This window comes from Microbacterium sp. NPDC056003 (genome assembly GCF_042274785.1).
In the GTDB taxonomy this organism is placed as follows: Bacteria; Actinomycetota; Actinomycetes; order Actinomycetales; family Microbacteriaceae; genus Microbacterium.
Genome location: NZ_JBHJXQ010000001.1, coordinates 1534170 through 1554286 on the forward strand (window position 1 = coordinate 1534170; position 20117 = coordinate 1554286).

Consider the following 20117-nt stretch of genomic DNA (forward strand, 5'->3'; position numbering starts at 1 on the left):
TCCGACGCGGGGTGTGGACGATCGCGCGGGACTACCCTCCGGAGATCGCGGATGAACTCACGTCCCGCGGCTGGAAGGTGGAGCCTCCGAGCGACTTCACGGCTGGGAGGCCACTGCCGCGTTGCGGGAGTATTGATCTCACTCGCCGGCGAAGAAGTCCTCGTCTACCTTGACGATCTCGATCTGGCGGGCGATCTGCACTCCGACGCGGTGACGGATCATCAGTTCGGTCAGGCGGAGGCCGTCGACGAGGGCGATCTCTTGCGGCACCCGCTGCGCGGCGTCGACGGCTTCGGCACTGAACCGGCTCGTGGTGAAGAAGACCCCGACGTTCGCGCCGCGCGTGGCGAGGGCCCCGACGAACTCCTGTACCTTCGGTCGACCGATCGTCGCCTCGGCGTAGCGCTTGGCCTGCACATAGATCTTGCTGAGCCCGAGTTCATCACGGTCGATCACGCCATCCAGGCCCCCATCACCCGAACCTTTGAGGGGCGTCATCTTGCCGTCGCGGCCGTATCCCATCTTCACGAGCAGTTCGCGGACTACGCGCTCGAAGTCGTACGGGTCGCTCTCCTTGAGGCGTGCGAGCAGACTCGACTTGGTGTCGTCGTCGATCAGGCGGATGCCCGAACTGATCAGTTCATCGGGGTCGGTTTCGTCGAGGTCGACGATCGGCGGAGCGTCATCGCTCGAGGTCGTCTTGCCCTTGACGGGCACATAGTCGTTGTATGCCGGGAGCGACTTGATGACGTGTTCCGAGATCTCGCCCGGATGCTGCGCCAGCAGGTCGCGGCCAGCCTGAGTGATGCGGAACTGCGCACGCGCCGGTGCCTCGATGAGCTTGGCGCGACGCAGGGCCGAGGTCGCCCAGCCGATGCGGTTCCAGGCGCGCAACTGACCCGAGTCAAGCACCTCTTCGAGCTGCTCTTCGGTGAGCCCGGCGCGGTCGGCGATCGCCCGCTCCATGTCGCGCTTGCGCCACATCTGCCCATCGGAGAGCACTTCAAGCAGCGGGCGGATGAAGCCCGACCAGCGGGGGATCGTCGAGACGGGCGTGTAGGCGGATGCTGCGTCGGTCACAGTTCTCCTCGAAAGGCGCGGTGCTGGAGGGAGGCGAAGAGCGCGTCGAAACCCTTGGCGGATTGGTGCATGGCCGAGTTAACCACCGCGCGCTGCTGCTCGAGGGCATCGATTTTCGTCTGCACTTCAGCGCTCGGAACCGGCACAACCACTGAACCCAAAAGCTGCTGGTTTACCTTGTAAGTTCCGTTGGTAGTCCTCGCTCCGCGCCGGATCTGTTCGCGGACTGCGTCGCTCCGCCAAGCGGCTAGCAGCGTCGTCGACGTGATCTCTTCCGAAGGGCGCATGCCGATCATCGTGTCCGGGAACGCTACGTCGGCAAGAGAAACGTCGGCTACAGCCATGACGCCAACGAGGTCCTTGTTGCCGTTCCCGCGGCAAATGAGATGTAGGCCCTTAGTCACGACCTTGTCAGGGCCATGCGCGGTCGCAAACGAGTCGGTCTTCCGGTGAAGTGGCTCGAACCCGCCGCGTGTGATTGCCGAAAGAGTCAGTACCTCGGCCTCGACGGTGCCCGCTCGTGACGGGGAGATTCCGTTCCGGAAGGGCTCAGCAAGCATCGAGCCCATTGGGCGCCAATGCTCGGCGGTGTCGATCAACTCTGCAACCGCGGCGTCTACGAACTGATTCATCGCGGCTCGCTCAACGTCTTTCTGGTGGCGGAGGGCGTCGGCCTCATCGAGGATCGCAGCGATGCGGCGCTGCGCGGGGAGGGGTGGGAGGGGGACGCGCACAACGTCGATGAACCCGCGCCCAATCCCGCCGACAGTAGCCCCGCGGAAATCGCGGAGTACTTCTCGCTGACCTTCGGGGGCGAACAGAAAATGGAACAAGTAACGAGGCTCGGCTCGCGCGGGGTTCACTGCGATTCGGAAGACGTGCTCATTGACGGCAGCTGGCAAGGCACCGTGATCGCGGACGATCGCAACTTTCCCGGTCGTTGCGCCGTCCTTCACGACTAGCACGTCATGCAGGCGTAGCTTGCCGGCACGCATCGAGTCGAAGTGCATATGACTAACAAACTTCGTCGGACTCGCAATGCGACCGTTAGCGAGTACGTGCTCGCCCCCAATGCTCGCGACTCCATCTGCCAGCGCTCCGCCCCGTGGCCTTGAACCCGACTCGAGTTCGGACACCACGTAGCGAAGCGGAACGGACTCCCAGGTCACGCCAGCATCTCCCGCAGGCGCTTGAGGCCGTCCTGGATCTCGACCTCGAGCGCATCGAGCTCGTCGAGGATCTCCAGGGGCGAGCGGTGCTCGACCTCCTCGACCTCGATCTCCTTAAAGCGATTGAGCGACAGGTCGTACCCGTTGTCGACGATCTCCTGCTTGGGTACGAGGAAGCTCTGATCGGTCCGCGCGCGTGACGCCTCGGCGTCCCGATCCCGCCAGCGGGCGAGCACGTCAGGAAGGTCGTTCGCCTCGATCGGGGTGCGCTTGTCATCGAGCGTCATGCCGTCGGCCCGCACGTCGTAGAACCAGACCTGGTCCGTGCCGCCCGACGAGGTCTTCGTGAACAGCAGGATCGCGGTCGAGACTCCGGTGTAGGGCTTGAAGGTTCCCGACGGCAGCTTGATGACGGCATCCAGCTTGTGCTCGTCGACGAGCATCTTGCGCACGGCCTTGTGGGCGTTCGACGACCCGAAGAGCACGCCCTCGGGCACGATGACGGCCGCGCGTCCGCCGTTGCGCAGCATCCGGATCATGAGAACGAGGAAGAGCAGCTCGGTCTTGCGGGTCTTGACGACCTTCTGCAGGTCCTTCGACACCGTCTCGTCGTCGAGCGAGCCGGCGAAGGGGGGATTGGCGAGCACGAGCGTGTACTGGTCGAGACCCGGGTGCCCCTCCGACAGCGAGTCCGCCCGCTCGATCGTCGGGTTCTCGACGCCGTGCAGCAGCATGTTCATGCTCGCGATCCGGGCCATGGCGGCATCCGAGTCGTACCCCGTGAACATCGGGCCGTTGAAGTGCGCGCGGGTCGCGGCATCCGTCCAGATCTCGGGGTGGTGTTCGCGCAGGTGCTCCTCCGCGGCGACCAGGAAGCCGGCGGTACCCACCGCGGGATCGATGATGAGGTCGTCGGGCTTGGGCTGCTGCAGCTCGACCATGAGCTTGATGATGTGTCGGGCGGTGCGGAACTGGCCGTTCGTACCGCTCGTCGACAGCTTCATGAGCATGTACTCGTAGATGTCGCCCTTGGTGTCGCGATCCTCCATGGGGATCTCGCCCAGCAAGTCGACGACCTTGGTCAGCAGTGCTGGGGTCGGGATCGTGAAGCGGGCGTCGCGCATGTTGCGGGCGTAGCTCGATCCCGCGGCGCCCAGCCGTCGGAGCCACGGGAACACGTGCTCCGACACGACCTCGAACATCTCGGTGGGGGAGTAGTTGGTGAAGACGCTCCACCGCAGGTCGCGATAAGGCCGCCGCCCGGGCAGCTCGCTGTCGTACCCCTCGGGGAAGACCGGATTCTCGATCGGGCCGCCGAACCGCACCGCCTTCTGCTCCTCCTTGGTGTGGAGCTCGTCCAGCCGCTTGATGAACAGCAGGTACGTGATCTGCTCGATGACCTCGACTGGGTTCGCGATGCCTCCCGACCAGAAGGCGTCCCAGACCTTGTCAACCTGACCCTTCAACGGACCCGTGACCACAGCGTCTCCCCTCGCGCGCAACGTTCCCACGCTAGTGGAGCCGCCGCGGAACCGGGGGCGGCTGGTGCCGGCGCGCCGAGTGCAAGCGATTGCGTGAATCGACGCACGTTCCTGCGGACTCGAGCCCGCCACCCTTTCCATGAGTGCGTTCTCATCATGTAAGCGCTTGCAGTCCGGCCATCGCCGGTGTTAGCCTCGCCGCACACTGCATCACTCGGCACGTCGTCGTGCCCTGCCTCCCCAGGAGTTCCTCCGTGTCGAAGCCGACATCCGCACGTGTCCGCCGTACTGCCGCGATCCTCACCGCCGCGGCCCTGATCCTCACCGGGGGCCTGGTCGCCGCAGCCCCCGCCGCCGCAGCAGAGCGCTCCTTCGCGCTCGTCGGCAGTCTGCAGAGCGAACTGGGCTGCCCGGGCGACTGGCAGCCCGAGTGCGCCGCCACCGAGCTCGCGCTCACCGACACCGCGGGCGTCTACGCGGCCGAGTTCGAGGTGCCCGCCGGCTCGTATCAGTACAAGGTCGCCGTGAACGACGGCTGGGACGAGTCGTACGGCCTCAACGGCGGGAGCGACGACATCCCGCTCACGGTCGCGGGCCCCTCGACGCTGCGCTTCAGCTACGACGACACGACCCACCGCATCGGCATCGAGGTGCGCTCGCTCGCTGCCGGGTACACCGAGGCGGATGACGCGCTCGTCGCGGCTCCGGTGCGCCAGCCGGGCAGCGCCGAGCAGTTCTATTTCGTCATGACCGACCGCTTCGCCAACGGCGACACGTCCAACGACACCGGCGGCATCGACGGAGACCGGCTCGCGCACGGCTTCGACCCGGCAGACAAGGGCTTCTACCAGGGCGGCGACATCGCCGGCCTGCACTCGAAGCTCGACTACATCGAGGGCCTCGGCACGACCGCGATCTGGCTGACCCCGAGCTTCAAGAACCGTCCCGTACAGGGCGCCGGAGCCGACGCGAGCGCGGGCTACCACGGCTACTGGATCACCGACTTCACCCAGATCGACCCGCATCTCGGCACCAACGCCGAGCTCGAGGCGCTGATCGACGACGCGCACGACCGCGGCATCAAGGTGTACTTCGACATCATCACGAACCACACCGCCGACGTCATCTCGTACGAGGAGGGGTCGCAGAGCTACATCACCCAGGAGGCCGACCCCTACCGCGACGCCGACGGCACGGCGTTCGACCCGGGCACCTATGCCGGCACCGACGAGTTCCCCGAGCTCGACCCGGCCACGAGCTTCCCGTACACGCCGGTGATCGCCGACGCCGACAAGGACGTCAAAGTGCCCGCGTGGCTGAACGACCCGACGCTGTACCACAACCGCGGAGACTCGACCTGGGCCGGAGAGTCGGTCACGTTCGGCGACTTCGTCGGGCTCGACGACCTCATGACCGAGCACCCGACCGTCGTCGACGGGTTCGTCGACGTCTACCAGGACTGGGTCGACCTCGGCATCGACGGGTTCCGCATCGACACCGCCAAGCACGTCAACTTCGAGTTCTGGGAGGAGTGGGCGACCGAGGTGCTCGACTACGCCCACGCGAACGGCAAGCCGGACTTCTTCATGTTCGGCGAGGTGTACGACGCCGATCCCGCCAAGCTCTCGCCCTACGTGCGCAAGACCGACATGAACTCGGTGCTCGACTTCACGTTCCAGAGTGCCGCGACCGCCTATGCCAAGGGCACCGGCGCCGGCGCGAAGCCCGCAGGCCTGCGCACCCTGTTCGCGGGCGACGACATGTACACGACGCCGGACTCGTCGGCGACGGCGCTGCCGACCTTCCTCGGCAACCACGACATGGGCCGGATCGGCTACTTCCTCGCCGGAGCCGACGCGCTGCAGCGCGACGAGCTCGCCCACGAGCTGATGTACCTCACCCGCGGCCAGCCGGTCGTCTACTACGGCGACGAGCAGGGCTTCGCCGGCACCGGCGGCGACAAGGATGCGCGCCAGTCGCTCTTCGCCACGCAGACGGCCGATTACGCCGACCAGCCGCTCGTCACCGGCGAGCAGCTCGGCAGCACCGACCGCTACGACACCGACGCCCCGCTCTACACGCACATCGCTGCGCTCGCGGACCTCCGTGCGAGCCACCCGGCCCTCGCATCGGGCGCGCAGATCGAGCGCTTCGTGGACGACGCGGCGACCGGCGTCTACGCCTTCAGCCGCGTCGACCGCGACGAGAAGATCGAGTACCTCGTCGCGACCAACAACGCGACCGCCGACAAGACCGTCTCGATCCCGACTCTGACGACGGATGCCTCGTTCACGCCGCTCTACGGCGGCGGCAGCGGCTTCACCACCGACTCCGCAGGCGTCGCGTCGATCACCGTCCCGGCGCTGTCCGCGGTGGTCTACACCGCCGGCAAGGAGGTCACCGCGCCGGAGCAGGCCGGAGACATCGCCGTCACCGCCCCCGAGGCCGGCGCGGGTCTCAGCGGCGTCGCTCCGGTCGCAGCCGACATCGCCGACGGCGTCTGGGCCGAGACGAGCTTCGCGTGGCGCGTCGTCGGCGACGACGAGTGGCACGCGCTCGGCACGGCCGAAGACACCACACCGCGCGTCTTCCACGACGTGGCCGGTCTCGCGGCGGGCACGCTCGTCGAGTACCGGTCGGTGTCGACGGATGCCGCGGGCAACCGCTCAGCCGCATCGACCTACGCCTCCGTGGGCAACCGCGTCGCCCTCGCCGCTCCCGAGCAGCCCGAAGAGCCGGAGGCTCCGGAAGAGCCCGAGCCGCAGGAGCCGACCGACTACGGCTTCGTCAGCGTGCCCGGCAGCTTCAACAGCGAGGCGGGATGCCCCGGCGACTGGCAGCCCGACTGCGACGCCGTGCAGATGGAGGAGCAGGCGGGCGGCATCTGGCGCCTCAGCGTCGCGAACCTCGCCGCCGGCGACTACGCCTACAAGGTCGCGGTCGAGAAGTCGTGGAACGAGAACTACGGCGCAGGCGGTGCATCCGGCGGCTCCGACATCGTGCTGAAGCACGCCGGTGGCGCGATCACCTTCTACTTCGACTCGCGCACGAAGAACATCTGGTCCACGGCCGACGGTCCCGTCATCACGCTGCCCGGCTCGCTGCAGAGCGAGCTCGGCTGCCCCGGCGACTGGCAGCCGGAGTGCCTCGCGACCATGATGTTCGACCGGAACAAGGACGGCGTCTTCCAGTACACGACCGACGACCTGCCCACCGGCTCGTACGAGGTCAAGGTCGCGCACAACCTGAGCTGGGACGAGAACTACGGGGCCGGCGGCGCACCCGGCGGCGCGAACATCACGTTCAGCGCGACCGCGGGCAAGGTCGTGACGTTCCGGTACAACCTCGAGTCCCACGTGCTGACGGTCAAGGCCACCGACCCGCCGCTCGTCGGCACCGGCGAGCTCCGTGCGCACTGGATCGACGCCGAGACCATCGCGTGGCCGGCCGACCTGGGCTCGACCGCCGCTGACGCGACATGGCAGCTGCACGCGTCGGATGAGGCATCCCTCGTCCTCACGGACGGCGAGATCAGCGGCGGCGATGCGATCGACCTCACCCGCATCGACGGCGGCCTCACGGCCGAGCAGAAGGAGAGGTTCCCCGCACTCGCAGGCTTCGTCGCGCTGCGCGTGGAGGGAGACACGGCGGCCCTGCTGAAGGGCCAGCTCATGGTGTCGCAGCGCGACGCCGCGGGTGCGCTGAAGGCCTACACGGGCGTGCAGATCCCGGGCGTGCTCGACGACCTCTACGCCGACGCGGTCGCCGACACGGCGCTCGGCGTCTCGTTCAAGGCCGGCAAGCCGACGTTCCGCCTGTGGGCTCCGACCGCTCAGCAGGCGACGCTGCTGACATGGGATGCCGGCACCGACGGCGACCCTGTCCGTCACGAGGCGGCGTGGGACGCGGCATCCGGTGTCTGGACCGTCTCCGGTGCGAAGTCGCTCAAGGGCGACGAGTTCCTGTGGGAACTGAAGGTCTTCGCCCCCTCGACCGGCGAGATCGAGACGAATGTCGTGACCGACCCGTACTCGGTCGGGCTGACGCTCAACTCCGAGCGCTCGGTCGCGATCGACCTGAACGACAAGTCGTGGAAGCCCAAGCAGTGGGAGAAGACGAAGGCGCCGGTCATCGACCGTCCGGTCGACCGGGCGATCTACGAGCTGCACATCCGCGACTTCTCGATCACCGACGAGACGGTGCCGGCCGCGGAGCGCGGCACGTACCGCGCCTTCACGCGAGACAGCGCGGGCACGAAGCAGCTGCGTCAGCTCGCCGACGCCGGCATCAACACGGTGCACCTCCTGCCGTCGTTCGACATCGCATCGATCGAAGAGGACCGCGCCGCCCAGGCTGTGCCCGACTGCGACCTGGCCTCGATGGGCCCGGGAAGCGAGGACCAGCAGGCGTGCATCGCTGAGGTGATCGACGCCGACGGCTTCAACTGGGGCTACGACCCGTATCACTACTCCGCGCCTGAGGGCTCGTACGCCGTCGACCCCGAGGGCGGGGCGCGCGTGCACGAGTTCCGCGAGATGGTCGGCGCGCTGCACGGCATGGACCTGCAGGTCGTGCTCGACGAGGTGTACAACCACACCGCCCAGTCCGGCCAGGACGCCAAGTCGGTGCTCGACAAGGTCGTGCCGGGGTACTACCACCGCCTCAACCTCGCCGGCAACGTCGAGACCTCGACGTGCTGCCAGAACGTGGCCACCGAGCACCAGGTCGCGCAGAAGCTCATGGTCGACTCGGTCGTGACGTGGGCGCGCGACTACAAGGTCGACGGGTTCCGCTTCGATCTGATGGGGCACCACTCGAAGGAGAACATGCTGGCCATCCGCGCCGCGCTCGATGAGCTCACGCTCAAGAAGGACGGTGTGGACGGCAAGGCGATCTACCTCTACGGCGAGGGCTGGAACTTCGGCGAGGTCGCCAACAACGCCCTGTTCGAGCAAGCCACGCAGGGGCAGCTCGGCGGGACCGGCATCGGCACGTTCAGTGACAGGCTGCGCGACGCCGTGCACGGCGGCAGCCCGGTCGACGGCGCGTCCATCTTCTACCAGGGCTTCGGCACCGGCCTGTTCACCGATCCGAACGGTCGACCGGACGTGCCGGGCGACCCCGCGGGCGATCTCGCGCGCAAGACCGACCTGGTGAAGCTCGGGCTCGCGGGCAACCTCCGCGACTTCGAGATGACGGCCTCGGACGGCACCGTGAAGGCGGGCGATCAGTTCGACTACAACGGCTCGCCGGCGGGATATGCCGACCAGCCGGACGAGGTCATCACCTACGTCGACGCGCACGACAACGAGACGCTGTACGACCACCAGGTCTTCAAGCTGCCGGTCGACACGTCGATGGCCGACCGCGTGCGCATGAACACGCTGTCGCTCGCGACGACCACGTTCTCGCAGACGCCGTCGTTCTGGCACGCCGGCACCGAGCTGCTGCGCTCGAAGTCGCTCGACCGCAACAGCTACAACTCGGGCGACTGGTTCAACCGCATCGACTGGACCGGTCAGGAGTCGACCTTCGGCTCGGGCCTGCCGCGCAAGGCCGACAACGAGGCGAAGTGGTCGTTCATGAAGCCGCTGCTCGAGAACCCGGCGCTCAAGCCCGGAGCATCCGACATCGCGGCGGCCGAGGCATCCGCACTCGACCTCCTGCGCGTGCGCGAAGAGGTGGGCCTGCTCCGCCTCGGCGACGCGGAGCTGATCAAGGAGAAGGTGTCGTTCCCGAACAGCGGACCGGATGCCGCGCCCGGCGTGGTCGTGATGCTCATCGACGACCTCGTGGGTGACGACGTGGACCGCATGCTCGAGGGCGCGCTGGTGGTGTTCAACGCCTCGCCCGAGGCGACGACCCAGACGCTGCCTGACCTCGCCGGACGCGGCTTCGCCCTCACCGCCGCGCAGGCGAACGGCTCCGACGCCGTGGTGAAGACGACGACGTGGGATGCCGCGACCGGTGCGCTCACCGTGCCGGCCCGGTCGGTCGCCGTGCTCGTCGACAAGGAGGACGTGCGCACCGCAGTGCTCGCTGCTCCCGACAGGCTCGTCGCCAAGCACGGTGCCACGGTGAAGGTGGTCGGCAAGGTCGTGGCGGCGGATGGCACGGCGCCGGTGGGCGCCGTCACGGTCACCGACGGCGTCAAGGTCATCGCGACCGCGACGCTCACGGCGGCGGACAAGGGCACGGTGCGCATCACGCTCCCGACGCTGAGCCGGGGCGTGCACCTGCTGCGCACATCGTTCGACGGAGCGACCGGGTACAAGGACTCTCGAGCTGTGGTGCCGGTGCCGCTGCTCGTCCACTGAGGAGCGTCGCATGAATCCGGTGGGGGCCCGAGGTCATCCTGACGGCTGACGGCGATGAGACTTCCGGACGACGCGCCCAGCTGCGCTCGTCCGTAGCGTCGATGGGGTGACAGCGACCTCTCCGATCCAGACCACGCGCAGCCGGCTCTCCACCGCCGGCGCACTGCTGCTGACGGTGGCGGGGAACATCCTCGTCGTCGTGATCGTGGGGATCGCGCTCGCGGCCGTCGCTGCAGCCGGTGCCGTCGTGTTCGGGCTGCCCGTCCTCGAGGGACTCTGAGCCGGACTCGCAGAGGATCTGATGCGAAACGTCGATGTGCCGCCCGCTCGTGCGACGGATCAGGTGAGGGTGGTGTGAGGCCTCCCCGTCACGGAAGGATCAGACCATGAAGTTCATGATGTTCGTCGTCAGCGACCCCCAGCCCGATTCCGAGCAGGACCAGTCCGACATCGACCTCTGGGTGGACCCGCTCGACGCGAGCGGCAAGCGGGTGATCGGCGAGGTGCTGGCACCGCCGAGCGACTCCACCGTCGTCCGCGTGCGCGGCGGCAAGGTGCTCACGACGCGGGGGCCGTTCGCCGAGACGAGTGAGGTCATCCTGGGCTTCGACATCCTCGACGTCGAGAACCTCGACGAGGCGATCGAGATCGCGTCGCGGCATCCGATGGCCCGCAACGGTCAGATCGAGCTGCGCGCGTTCGCTCCCTGGGACGAGTAGACGGCGGCGAGGGGGCCGAAAAGACGGTCTCCCTCGCAGATACATGGAAGTCCATGTAAAATCGGCAACGTGCCAACGAAGGCACGGTGACTTTCATCAGGATGCCCCACGAAGGCGTCCGGGTGAGGCCGAAGGAGCAACGATGTCCATGACGATCACCACCCCGTCCACCGCCCTCTCGCCTGACGAGCGGGCCGCGGTCATCGACGCCGTCCGCGACTTCGCGGCTGCCGAGCTGACGCCGCACGCTCTCGAGTGGGACGAGCAGAAGCACTTCCCGCGCGAGACGCTGCACCGCGCAGGCGAGCTGGGGCTCGGCGGCATCTACGTGCGTGAAGACGTCGGCGGTACGGGCCTCTCGCGCTCCGACGCCGCCGCGATCTTCGAGGAGCTCGCCGTCGGCGACCCCGCGATCGCCGCCTACATCTCCATCCACAACATGGTCGCCTGGATGATCGACACCTACGGCACCGACGCCCAGCGGCAGGAGTGGCTGCCGCTGCTCACCGCGATGGACGGCTTCGGCAGCTACTGCCTCACCGAGCCCGGCGCCGGCTCCGATGCCGCCGCCATCGCCACGAGCGCGATCCGCGACGGCGACGAGTTCGTGCTGACGGGCGTCAAGCAGTTCATCTCCGGCGCGGGCGAGGCATCCGTCTACATCGTCATGGCGCGCACGGGCGACCCGGGGGCGCGAGGCATCTCGGCCTTCCTGGTGCCCGCCGACACGACAGGGCTGTCCTTCGGCGCGAACGAGAAGAAGATGGGCTGGAACGCCCAGCCGACGCGCCAGGTCATCCTCGACGAGGTGCGCGTGCCGGCCGCGAACCTGCTCGGCAGCGAGGGGCAGGGCTTCAAGATCGCGATGTCGGCCCTCGACGGCGGTCGCATCAACATCGCCGCGTGCTCGCTGGGTGGTGCGCAGTGGGCACTCGACCGCGCGATCGCCTACGTGCACGAGCGCTTCACATTCGGCGAGCCCCTGGCGGAGAAGCAGTCCGTCGTCTTCACGCTCGCCGACCTCGCGACCGAGCTGCGCGCCGCGCGGGCGCTGGTGCGCGACGCCGCGGCAGCGCTGGACGCGAAGGCCCCCGACGCCTCGATGCAGTGCGCGATGGCCAAGCGCTACGCGACCGACGCCGGATTCCGTATCGCGAACGAGGCGCTGCAGCTGCACGGCGGCTACGGCTACCTGCACGACTACGGCATCGAGAAGGTCGTGCGCGACCTGCGCGTGCATCAGATCCTCGAGGGCACGAACGAGATCATGCGGGTCATCATCGGCCGCGAACTTCTGGGAGCCTGACATGCGCATCGCCTTCCTCGGACTCGGCCACATGGGCCTCCCCATGGCCCGCAACCTCGCCGCTGCAGGTCACGAGGTCGTCGGCTTCGACGTGTTCCAGGGTGCGATGGATGCCGCGGCCCAGGGGGGCCTCGCCGTCGCCGAGTCTGGGCCCGCCACGGTCACGACCGCCCGCGCGGAGATCGTGATCACGATGTTCCAGTCGGGCACGCAGGTGCTCGATGCCTACCGCGGGATCGACGGCGCGCAGGGGCTGCTTGCCGTCGCCGAGCCGGGCACGCTGTTCATCGACTCGTCGACCATCGCGGTCGACGAGGCGCGCGCCGCTCACGCGCTCGCCGAGGCCGCAGGGCACCGGTCGCTCGACGCCCCCGTCTCGGGAGGCGTGGTCGGCGCCGAGAACGCGACGCTCGCCTTCATGGTGGGCGGAAGCGACGACGACTTCGAGGTCGCGCGCCCGGTGCTCGAGGCGATGGGCCGGCGCATCGTGCACTGCGGCGGCGCCGGCCTCGGCCAAGCCGCCAAGGTCTGCAACAACATGATCCTCGCGGTGTCGCAGATCGCGGTCGCCGAGGCGTTCGTGCTGGGGGAGCGGCTCGGCCTCTCGCACCAGGCGCTGTTCGACGTCGCCTCCAACGCGTCGGGTCAGTGCTGGGCGCTCACGACGAACTGCCCGGTGCCCGGGCCGGTGCCCACGAGCCCCGCGAACCGCGACTACCAGCCCGGCTTCGCGGGCGCCCTCATGTCGAAAGACCTCGGTCTCGCCGAGCACGCCATCGTGTCGACGGGTGTCGAGGCGCAGATGGGCATGCTCGCGCGCCGCATCTACCAGGGGTTCGCCGACGGCCCCGGCGCCGGCCAGGACTTCTCGGGCATCATCAACACCATCCGCGCCGAGTCCGACTGACCCGGTCGCTCACCCCTCGGACCCCGGGTTCCCCTGGCCCCTGGATTTCCTTGTCGCCCCAGGTTCCCCTGTCGCAGAGTGCCGCCGCAGGCGGCCCTTTGTGACAGGTGAGCAGCACCACCCTGGGCTCGCCTGTCACGAAGTGCGGCTGCGGGCGACACAATGTGACAGGTGAGCAGCGGGGCGCGGGCGGCCAGCAGCGGGTACCCAGGGGCCAGCCAGGGCCGAGTGACGCGCAGCCGAGTGACGCGCAGCCGAGTGACGAGCAGCCGAGTGACGAGCAACCGAGGAGAGACATGGCCGAGTACGAGACGATCCTGGTCGAGACGCGCGGGCGCGTGGGCTGGATCACCCTCAACCGCCCTGAGGCGCTCAACGCCCTGAACACCCAGACGATGCGCGATGTCGTGGCCGCGGCATCCGCTTTCGACGTCGACCCGCACATCGGCGCGATCGTGCTCACCGGATCCGAGCGCGCGTTCGCCGCGGGCGCCGACATCAAGGAGATGGAGTCCAAGAACGGGCTCGAGATGCTGATGGGCGACCACTTCGGCGGCTGGGCGCAGTTCGCCGCCGTGCGCACACCGGTCGTCGCGGCCGTGTCGGGCTATGCCCTCGGCGGCGGCTGCGAGCTCGCGATGATGTGCGACATCATCCTCGCCGCCGACACCGCGAGGTTCGGCCAGCCCGAGATCAACCTCGGCGTCATCCCCGGTATGGGCGGATCGCAGCGGCTCATCCGTGCGGTCGGCTACTACAAGGCGGCCGAGCTGATCTTGACCGGTCGGATGATGGATGCTGCGGAGGCCGAGCGCTCCGGGCTCGTCTCGCGCGTCGTCCCGGCCGCGGACCTGCTCGACGAAGCCGCGAAGACGGCCGAGACGATCGCGTCGAAGTCGCTGCCGTCGCTGTATGCCGCGAAGGCCACGCTCGACGCGGCCATGGAGGTGCCGCTCGCCGAAGGGTTGCGGCTCGAGCGCCACGTCTTCGCGAGCCTGTTCGACACTGCGGACCAGAAAGAGGGGATGGCGGCGTTCCGCGAGAAGCGCTCGCCGGACTTCCAGGGGCGCTGAGCCCGTTCGCGAGGCGCGCTCGCCGGACTTCCAGGGGCGCTGAGCGCCTCATTTCGCGGAAGGGAGCCGAGCGACTGAGTCGGACGCGCGGACCCGTTCAGAGCGGGTCGGGCTGCGGGCGGGGGTCGGTGAAGTCGCCGGAGTCCTTGCGGAAGCGCGCGATGATCCGCACGAGCTCGGCGGTGTCGTCGTCGGTGAGGCCGACGTCCTCGAACACGTTCTCATTGAGCGCGACGGTCGCGTCCTCCACGAGGTCCAGCCCGGCGGACGTGATGACCAGCATCGCGGCGCGTCCGTCGATCGGGTGGGGTTCTCGCGTCACCAGCCCGTCGCGGGCGAGCCGGTCGACGGTGTTCGTGACGCTGGTCGGGTGCACCTGCAGCCGCGCGATGGCGCTGGCCATCGGCATCCGTCCCGATCTCGTGAAGGCGAGGAGGCGCAGCATCTCGTAGCGGGCGAACGAGAGGCCGAAGGGCTTGAGGGCCGCGTCGATGCGGGCGAACAGCAGCTGCTGCGCGCGGATGATCGAGGTGACCGCGGTCATGCCGGATGCGGCGGGCTCCCAGCCGTGCGCGATCCACTGCCTCTTGGCCTCGGCGATCGGATCGACCGGAAGACGCTTGGGTGCTGCCATGACGACCTCCTCGCTCCACCGTAGCGTGCGACAAGTCGCGCGCTCCGCTCACTCAGTGCGACGACGGCTTGCGTCGTGAGCAACCGCGTCGCCAAGGCGGATTCGCACTCTTCGGTCCGCGGAATCCGCTCATTGTGTATACATTGACGGGGATCTGCGCGACTCATTACCTGCCTGCAACGCTCGATTGGGTACATTCTTCGCCGCGTCCTAGACTCGTGCCCAGCGTGAGGAGATCGATATGAGGATCGTCGTCCTGGTCAAGGAAGTCCCGGATACCTACGGGGACCGCAAGCTGTCGCTGGAGACCGGCTTGGCGGATCGCGGGGCATCGGAAGCGGTGCTCGACGAGATCGGCGAGCGCGCGATCGAGGTCGCGCTGTCGTACGCCGACAAGAACCCCGGCACGGAGGTCGTGGTGCTGTCGATGACGCCGGCGTCGGCGTCGGCCACGGTGCGCAAGGGCCTGGCGATGGGAGCCGCGTCGGCGGTGCACGTCGTGGACGAGGCGCTTCTCGGCGCCGACCTGGGCCTGACGGCAGAGGTGCTCGCCGCCGCGGTGAAGCGCACCGGCTTCGATCTGGTCATCGCCGGCAACCAGTCCACGGACGGCTCGGGCGGCGTGATCCCCGCCATGGTGGCCGAGATCCTCGACGTGCCGGCCGCGACCTACCTGGCGTCGGTCGAGATCGGCGAGAGCGCGGTGTCGGGCACCCGCGCCGTCGAGGGCGCGACGATGAACGTCTCGACGGCCCTGCCGGCTCTCATCTCGATCACCGAGGCCCTGCCCGACGCCCGCTTCCCCAACTTCAAGGGGATCATGGCGGCGAAGAAGAAGCCGTTCGAGACACTGTCGCTCGATGACCTCGGCATCGACCCGCACGATCCGAACGCGTCGCGGTCGATCGTGATCGGGCTGTCCGAGAAGCCACCGCGCGAAGCCGGCACGAAGATCGTCGACGAGGGCGATGCCGGCGAGAAGCTCGCGGAGTTCCTGATCCAGAACCGGCTCGCGTAAGGGTGCGTGTGTGATGACGTTTGCTGAAGATTCGATTCTGGTCCTGCTCGACGTGACGCCGGGGGGCGAGCTGGCCAAGTCGGCCGCCGAGGTGCTCGGTGCGGCCGCACAGGTCGGCACGCCCGTTGCGCTGGTGGTCGGTGACGAGAAGCTGGCGACGGATGCTGCGGCCCTGGGCGCCGGCACGGTGCTGGTCGCACCCGCCGGCGACGGCCTGGTCGTGCCGATCGCGGACGCGCTGGACGCCGCCGCGACGCTCGTGCGCCCCGACGCGATCCTCGCGTCGCACTCGGTCACCGGACGTGAGGCCGCCGGCCGGTACGCGGCGCGCACGCGGTCGGCGATCGCGGTGGACGCCGTGGGCGTCGCGCGAGACGACGAGGGCGTGGTCGCGCACCACTCGGTCTACGGCGGCGCGTACAACGTGCAGGCCGCGGTCACGTGGGGTGCCCCGGTCATCACGATCCGTCAGGGCTCGGTCGACGCCCGTGCCGAGTCGGTCGCCTCGCCCACGGTCGAGACGCTTCAGGTGACGCCGTCGGGGCGGAAGTCGGCGACGGTCGAGTCGGTGGATGCCGCGGTCGTGTCGTCGTCGCGTCCGGAGCTGCGCGGTGCGGCCAAGGTCGTGTCGGGTGGCCGCGGGCTCGGCTCGAAGGAGCAGTTCGCGCTCGTGGAGCAGCTCGCCGACGCGCTCGGCGCCGCCGTCGGCGCCTCGCGCGCCGCCGTGGATGCGGGCTACGTGCCGCAGGCGGCGCAGGTCGGGCAGACCGGTGTGTCGGTGGCCCCGCAGCTGTACGTCGCGCTCGGCATCTCGGGCGCGATCCAGCACAAGGCCGGCATGCAGACCGCCAAGACGATCGTCGCGATCAATAAGGACGCCGACGCCCCCATCTTCGAGGTCGCCGACTTCGGCGTGGTCGGAGACCTGTTCCAGGTCGTGCCGCAGCTCATCTCGGCGCTCGAGGCGAAGAAGGCGTAGCGGCGTCATGGCGACCTACGGCACGACCCTGCGCCGCGGCCTGCCGCGCGTGGCCGGCGGCGAGCCCTGGCCCCCGAACGGCGAGGCGCCCGACGGCGTCGGCGCACCTGCGGCGGCGGAGCCCGCGCCCCAGGCTGCGCCTGCCGTTGCGGAATCGACCGTTGCGGCCGCCGCGACGACCGCAGCCCCCGAGGCGGCTGTCCAGACCGAGGCGCCGCCTGTCGGGACCGCTGCCGCCCCAGAGACCGCCGCTCCGGTGGCTCCGGCTGCCGCTGCTGTCGGCGCTCCCGCCGCCGGGGCCCGAACGTTGCGTCGTGGTCTGCCCCGCACTCCGGGCGGGGAGCCGTGGCCCCGTGCCGGCAGTGCACCCGCTGCGGCTGCTGGACCGGTAGCTCCCGCTGCCGCGCCGGTAGCGCCCGCTCCCGCCCCGGCCGCCGAGGCTCCGGCCGCGCCGGCTGCCCCCGCCGCGGCGTCGGTTGCGGCGCCCGCGCCCGCTGCGCCTTCGGCCTCCTCTGCCGCGGGCGATGGCCGTGCGCTGCGCCGTGGCCTGCCGCGCGTCCCGGGCGGCGAGCCGTGGCCGCCGGCCGGGTTCGCTCCCGCCGCCACCGCAGCCGCCGCCGTCGCGCCGGCCCCGGCTGCGTCGGCGTCCGAGACGGCGGAGGTGGCGGCATCCGTCACCGACTCCCCCGCGCCGGCCGTGGCGGCACCTGTCGCGGTCGCTCCCGAGCCCGCCCGCACCCCGTCGGGCGTTCCGCTCGACCGGCCCCTGCCGTTCACGCGCACGGTGTGGCCCGGTGCGGCCGCCTCCACACGTCCGGCCCCGCGGCCCGAGCCGCAGCGGATCGGACCCTTCACCAAGGCGCAGTGGGCCGGTGCGGTGATCGTCGGCTGCGGCGGACTGCTGTTCGCCGCAGGCATGGCCGTCCTCGCCGTACGCTGGCTGCTCAGCACGCAGTGGGGAGCCGACTTCCTGGCGGCATTCCCGGGCGAGTACCACCTGCCCGAAGGGGCTCCGGTCGGGTTCCCGGCGTGGCTCGGGTGGCAGCACTTCTTCAACGTGTTCCTGATGGTGCTGGTCATCCGCTCGGGCATCAGGATCCGGGGCGAGAAGCGCCCGACGGCGTTCTGGACGCCGAAGTGGAACAGCAAGCGCAAGGTCAGCCTGACCATCTGGTTCCACCAGTCGCTCGACATCCTGTGGTTCGTCAACGGCCTGATCTTCGTGGTGCTGCTGTTCATCAGCGGACAGTGGATGCGGATCGTCCCCACGTCGTGGGAGGTGTTCCCGAACGCGGTCAGCGCCGCCCTGCAGTACGTGTCGCTGGACTGGCCGACCGAGAACGGGTGGGTCAACTACAACGCGCTGCAGCAGCTCGCCTACTTCACGACCGTGTTCATCGCCGCGCCGCTCGCCGCGATCACCGGTGTCCGCATGTCGGGCCTCTGGCCGAAGAACGCGGCGGGGCTGAACGAGGCCTACCCGGTCCAGTGGGCCCGCGCCGTGCACTTCCCGGTGATGCTCTACTTCGTGCTGTTCATCTTCGTGCACGTCGTGCTGGTGTTCGCGACGGGAGCGCTGCGCAACCTGAACCACATGTACGCGGCGCAGGGCTCGGTCGATCCGAACGCCTATGCGGACAACTGGGCCGGATTCTGGATCTTCTCCGTCTCGCTCGTCGTGATCGCCGCGGCGTGGGTGGCCGCCCGGCCGCTCGTGCTCGCGCCGATCGCCCGTTTGTTCGGCACCGTCTCGAGTCGCTGAGATGACGCCGTCTGCCGATCGCTGGACGCGTCTCGTCGGGCGGCTGCTCGCGCCCAATCCGGGCCCGATGACGCTGGACGGCACCAACTCGTTCGTCATCGCGGCGCCCGGGCACGACGGTGTCGTGGTCGTCGACCCGGGTCCGGAGGATGCCGCCCACCTGGAGCGCCTGGCGGGGTTCGGCGCGGTCGAGCTGATCCTCATCACGCACCACCACGCCGACCACGTCGAGGGCGTCGATTCGCTCGTCGCCCTCACCGGCGCGCCGGTGCGCGCGTGGCGGGCCGATTTGTGCCGGAATGCGGACCCTCTCGCAGCGAACGAGGAGATCGAGGCCGCCGGCACGCGCATCCGCGTCGTAGCCACGCCCGGTCATACGACGGACTCGGTGAGCTTCCACCTCCCCGACGATGCCGCGATCGACAGCTCCGCAGCAGGGGGGACGATGCTCACGGGCGACACGATCCTCGGCAGCGGGACCACGGTCATCGCGCACCCCGACGGCGCGGTCGGGGCGTACCTCGCGTCGCTCGACGCCCTGGAGGCGTTCGGAGCCATTCCGGTGCTGCCCGCCCACGGGCCGATGCTCCCCGACCTCCGCGCCGTCTGCCGCGCGTACCGGTCGCACCGGGAGCAGCGCCTCGACCAGGTGCGCGGCGTCCTCGCGGCGCTCGGAGTCGAAGCATCCGACGATCCCGCCCTCGTCGAGGCCGTCGTCGACCGCGTCTACGGCGAGATCGATCCCCGTGTGCGCTTCGCCGCGGTGGCATCCACGCGCGCGCAGCTGGACCACCTCGCGGCCTCGGCGTGATCACCCCGGTCAGCCGGGCGGAGTTCGTCGCCCAGGCGGAAGGGCGCCTTCCCCCGATGGCTCCCGTGCGCTGACGACCCTACGGGGCGGATGAGGGGGTGACGGATGCCGCGCCCGCGGCGAACCCCTCGGCATAGGCCTCGTCGGCCCCGAGCCGGAACATGTCGCGCTCGAGCGGGCGAACGATCGAACGCGCGCCCGGCAGGTCGAGCGAGCCGACCAGGTCGGCGCGCCCGCGCACCACGGCCACCGGCCGCCGCGTGGCCTTGCCCTTGACCAGGTCGGTCGCGGCAGCGAGCTCGTCGGCGACGCAGGGCATCGTCACGACGAGGGGACGGCCCTCGGCGTCGGTCCCTCCCCGCAGGTCCTCGAAGACGTGCACGCCGCCCGCCCCGATCGCGTGGTCGGTCTGGCCGTCACGCCACGCGCGGCCGAGGGTGTCGGACACGAGCACCCCGACCTCCACACCGAGGCGCTCGCGCAGCCCGGCGGCGATGAGCCGCGCCGAGGCGTCAGGGTCTTCGGGGAGGAGCAGGACGGTGCCCTCGGGCGTGTTCGACGCGTCGACCCCGGCGGCGGCCGACACCATCCCGAGCCGGTTCTGCACGATGCGGGTCGTTCCGCCGTTCGGCGTCGGTCGCGAGGCCACCACGCGGACCGTCTCGGCGGTGATCGCGTCCTCGCGGTCGTCGGCCGCCAGGATGCGTCCCTCGGCTTTCGACACGATCTTCGAGGTCACCACGACGATGTCGCCGTCGGCGAGTCGGCCGGCTGCGGCATCCGCGATCACTGTCACCAGGTCATCGCCCGGCGTTATCTCGGGGATCCCGTCGAGAGCCCAGACCTGCAGCACGTCGGCGA

Annotated in this window: 15 protein-coding genes and 1 pseudogene; 10 read left to right on the forward strand and 6 right to left on the reverse strand. The window is 69.4% G+C overall.

What is annotated here, in order from left to right; translation table 11 throughout:
* Positions 1–138 precede the first annotated feature (138 nt).
* The 4 genes and pseudogenes from ACFC1W_RS07140 to ACFC1W_RS07155 form a co-directional block, all read right to left on the reverse strand.
* Positions 139–1080 carry a restriction endonuclease gene (locus tag ACFC1W_RS07140; RefSeq protein WP_375990344.1) on the reverse strand — a complete coding sequence of 314 codons (942 nt, stop codon included), beginning with the start codon at positions 1078–1080 and terminating at the stop codon, positions 139–141.
* A complete protein-coding gene (locus ACFC1W_RS07145) occupies positions 1077–1649 on the reverse strand; it encodes a hypothetical protein (RefSeq protein WP_375991486.1) in 573 nt (190 codons plus the stop codon). Before ACFC1W_RS07145 ends, ACFC1W_RS07140 begins: the two co-directional genes overlap by 4 nt.
* Before the next feature lie 153 nt (positions 1650–1802).
* Positions 1803–2090, reverse strand: a pseudogene (locus ACFC1W_RS07150) (hypothetical protein); the annotation flags it as partial.
* A 155-nt stretch (positions 2091–2245) separates the two neighbouring features.
* Complete coding sequence (locus ACFC1W_RS07155) at positions 2246–3730, reverse strand: N-6 DNA methylase (RefSeq protein WP_375990347.1); 1485 nt, start codon at positions 3728–3730, stop codon at positions 2246–2248.
* Between the two features lie 254 nt (positions 3731–3984).
* On the opposite strand from ACFC1W_RS07155, the gene pulA reads away from it, so the two are divergent.
* The 6 genes from pulA (at position 3985) to ACFC1W_RS07185 (ending at position 14052) form a co-directional block, all read left to right on the forward strand.
* The gene (gene pulA, locus ACFC1W_RS07160; RefSeq protein ID WP_375990351.1) at positions 3985–10047 is read left to right on the forward strand and encodes a pullulanase-type alpha-1,6-glucosidase; all 6063 of its coding nucleotides are present in this window, start codon (positions 3985–3987) and stop codon (positions 10045–10047) included.
* Positions 10048–10153: 106 nt separating this feature from the next.
* On the forward strand, positions 10154–10327 hold the full coding sequence (locus ACFC1W_RS07165; RefSeq protein WP_375990353.1) for a hypothetical protein: 174 nt from the start codon (positions 10154–10156) through the stop codon (positions 10325–10327).
* Positions 10328–10433: 106 nt separating this feature from the next.
* The gene (locus ACFC1W_RS07170) at positions 10434–10766 is read left to right on the forward strand and encodes a YciI family protein (protein ID WP_375990356.1); all 333 of its coding nucleotides are present in this window, start codon (positions 10434–10436) and stop codon (positions 10764–10766) included.
* A 142-nt stretch (positions 10767–10908) separates the two neighbouring features.
* Complete coding sequence (locus tag ACFC1W_RS07175) at positions 10909–12072, forward strand: acyl-CoA dehydrogenase family protein (protein WP_375990358.1); 1164 nt, start codon at positions 10909–10911, stop codon at positions 12070–12072.
* 1 nt (position 12073) lies between these two features.
* Entirely contained in the window at positions 12074–12979 is a 906-nt protein-coding gene (gene mmsB, locus ACFC1W_RS07180; RefSeq protein WP_375990360.1) for a 3-hydroxyisobutyrate dehydrogenase, read from the forward strand.
* Positions 12980–13275: 296 nt separating this feature from the next.
* Entirely contained in the window at positions 13276–14052 is a 777-nt protein-coding gene (locus ACFC1W_RS07185) for an enoyl-CoA hydratase (protein ID WP_375990362.1), read from the forward strand.
* A 97-nt stretch (positions 14053–14149) separates the two neighbouring features.
* Here ACFC1W_RS07185 and ACFC1W_RS07190 read toward each other — a convergent pair whose 3' ends face one another.
* Complete coding sequence (locus tag ACFC1W_RS07190; protein WP_375990364.1) at positions 14150–14686, reverse strand: MarR family winged helix-turn-helix transcriptional regulator; 537 nt, start codon at positions 14684–14686, stop codon at positions 14150–14152.
* Between the two features lie 241 nt (positions 14687–14927).
* Between ACFC1W_RS07190 and ACFC1W_RS07195 the strand changes: the two genes are divergently transcribed.
* From ACFC1W_RS07195 to ACFC1W_RS07210, 4 genes are read left to right on the forward strand one after another with little or no spacing between them, the layout of a single operon-like run.
* On the forward strand, positions 14928–15704 hold the full coding sequence (locus ACFC1W_RS07195) for an electron transfer flavoprotein subunit beta/FixA family protein (protein ID WP_375990366.1): 777 nt from the start codon (positions 14928–14930) through the stop codon (positions 15702–15704).
* Between the two features lie 13 nt (positions 15705–15717).
* Positions 15718–16683, forward strand: a complete 966-nt coding sequence (locus tag ACFC1W_RS07200; RefSeq protein WP_375990368.1) for an electron transfer flavoprotein subunit alpha/FixB family protein — start codon at positions 15718–15720, stop codon at positions 16681–16683.
* 7 nt (positions 16684–16690) lie between these two features.
* Complete coding sequence (locus tag ACFC1W_RS07205; RefSeq protein WP_375990370.1) at positions 16691–18445, forward strand: cytochrome b/b6 domain-containing protein; 1755 nt, start codon at positions 16691–16693, stop codon at positions 18443–18445.
* A gap of 1 nt (position 18446) precedes the next feature.
* Positions 18447–19256: an MBL fold metallo-hydrolase gene (locus tag ACFC1W_RS07210; protein ID WP_375990373.1), complete on the forward strand. Its 810-nt coding sequence runs from the start codon at positions 18447–18449 to the stop codon at positions 19254–19256.
* A gap of 79 nt (positions 19257–19335) precedes the next feature.
* Here the strand turns inward: ACFC1W_RS07210 and cofE are convergent, their stop codons facing one another.
* On the reverse strand, positions 19336–20109 hold the full coding sequence (cofE, locus tag ACFC1W_RS07215; protein ID WP_375990376.1) for a coenzyme F420-0:L-glutamate ligase: 774 nt from the start codon (positions 20107–20109) through the stop codon (positions 19336–19338).
* Between the last annotated feature and the right edge of the window lie 8 nt (positions 20110–20117).

Bases quoted from the DNA above. Each gene is read 5' to 3' on its own strand.
- ACFC1W_RS07145 (WP_375991486.1), bottom strand. From the start codon at position 1,649: ATGGGCTCGATGCTTGCTGAGCCCTTCCGGAACGGAATCTCCCCGTCA.
- ACFC1W_RS07170 (WP_375990356.1), top strand. From the start codon at position 10,434: ATGAAGTTCATGATGTTCGTCGTCAGCGACCCCCAGCCCGATTCCGAG.
- ACFC1W_RS07175 (WP_375990358.1), top strand. From the start codon at position 10,909: ATGTCCATGACGATCACCACCCCGTCCACCGCCCTCTCGCCTGACGAG.
- mmsB (WP_375990360.1), top strand. From the start codon at position 12,074: ATGCGCATCGCCTTCCTCGGACTCGGCCACATGGGCCTCCCCATGGCC.
- ACFC1W_RS07185 (WP_375990362.1), top strand. From the start codon at position 13,276: ATGGCCGAGTACGAGACGATCCTGGTCGAGACGCGCGGGCGCGTGGGC.
- ACFC1W_RS07190 (WP_375990364.1), bottom strand. From the start codon at position 14,686: ATGGCAGCACCCAAGCGTCTTCCGGTCGATCCGATCGCCGAGGCCAAG.
- ACFC1W_RS07195 (WP_375990366.1), top strand. From the start codon at position 14,928: ATGAGGATCGTCGTCCTGGTCAAGGAAGTCCCGGATACCTACGGGGAC.
- ACFC1W_RS07200 (WP_375990368.1), top strand. From the start codon at position 15,718: ATGACGTTTGCTGAAGATTCGATTCTGGTCCTGCTCGACGTGACGCCG.
- ACFC1W_RS07205 (WP_375990370.1), top strand. From the start codon at position 16,691: ATGGCGACCTACGGCACGACCCTGCGCCGCGGCCTGCCGCGCGTGGCC.
- ACFC1W_RS07210 (WP_375990373.1), top strand. From the start codon at position 18,447: ATGACGCCGTCTGCCGATCGCTGGACGCGTCTCGTCGGGCGGCTGCTC.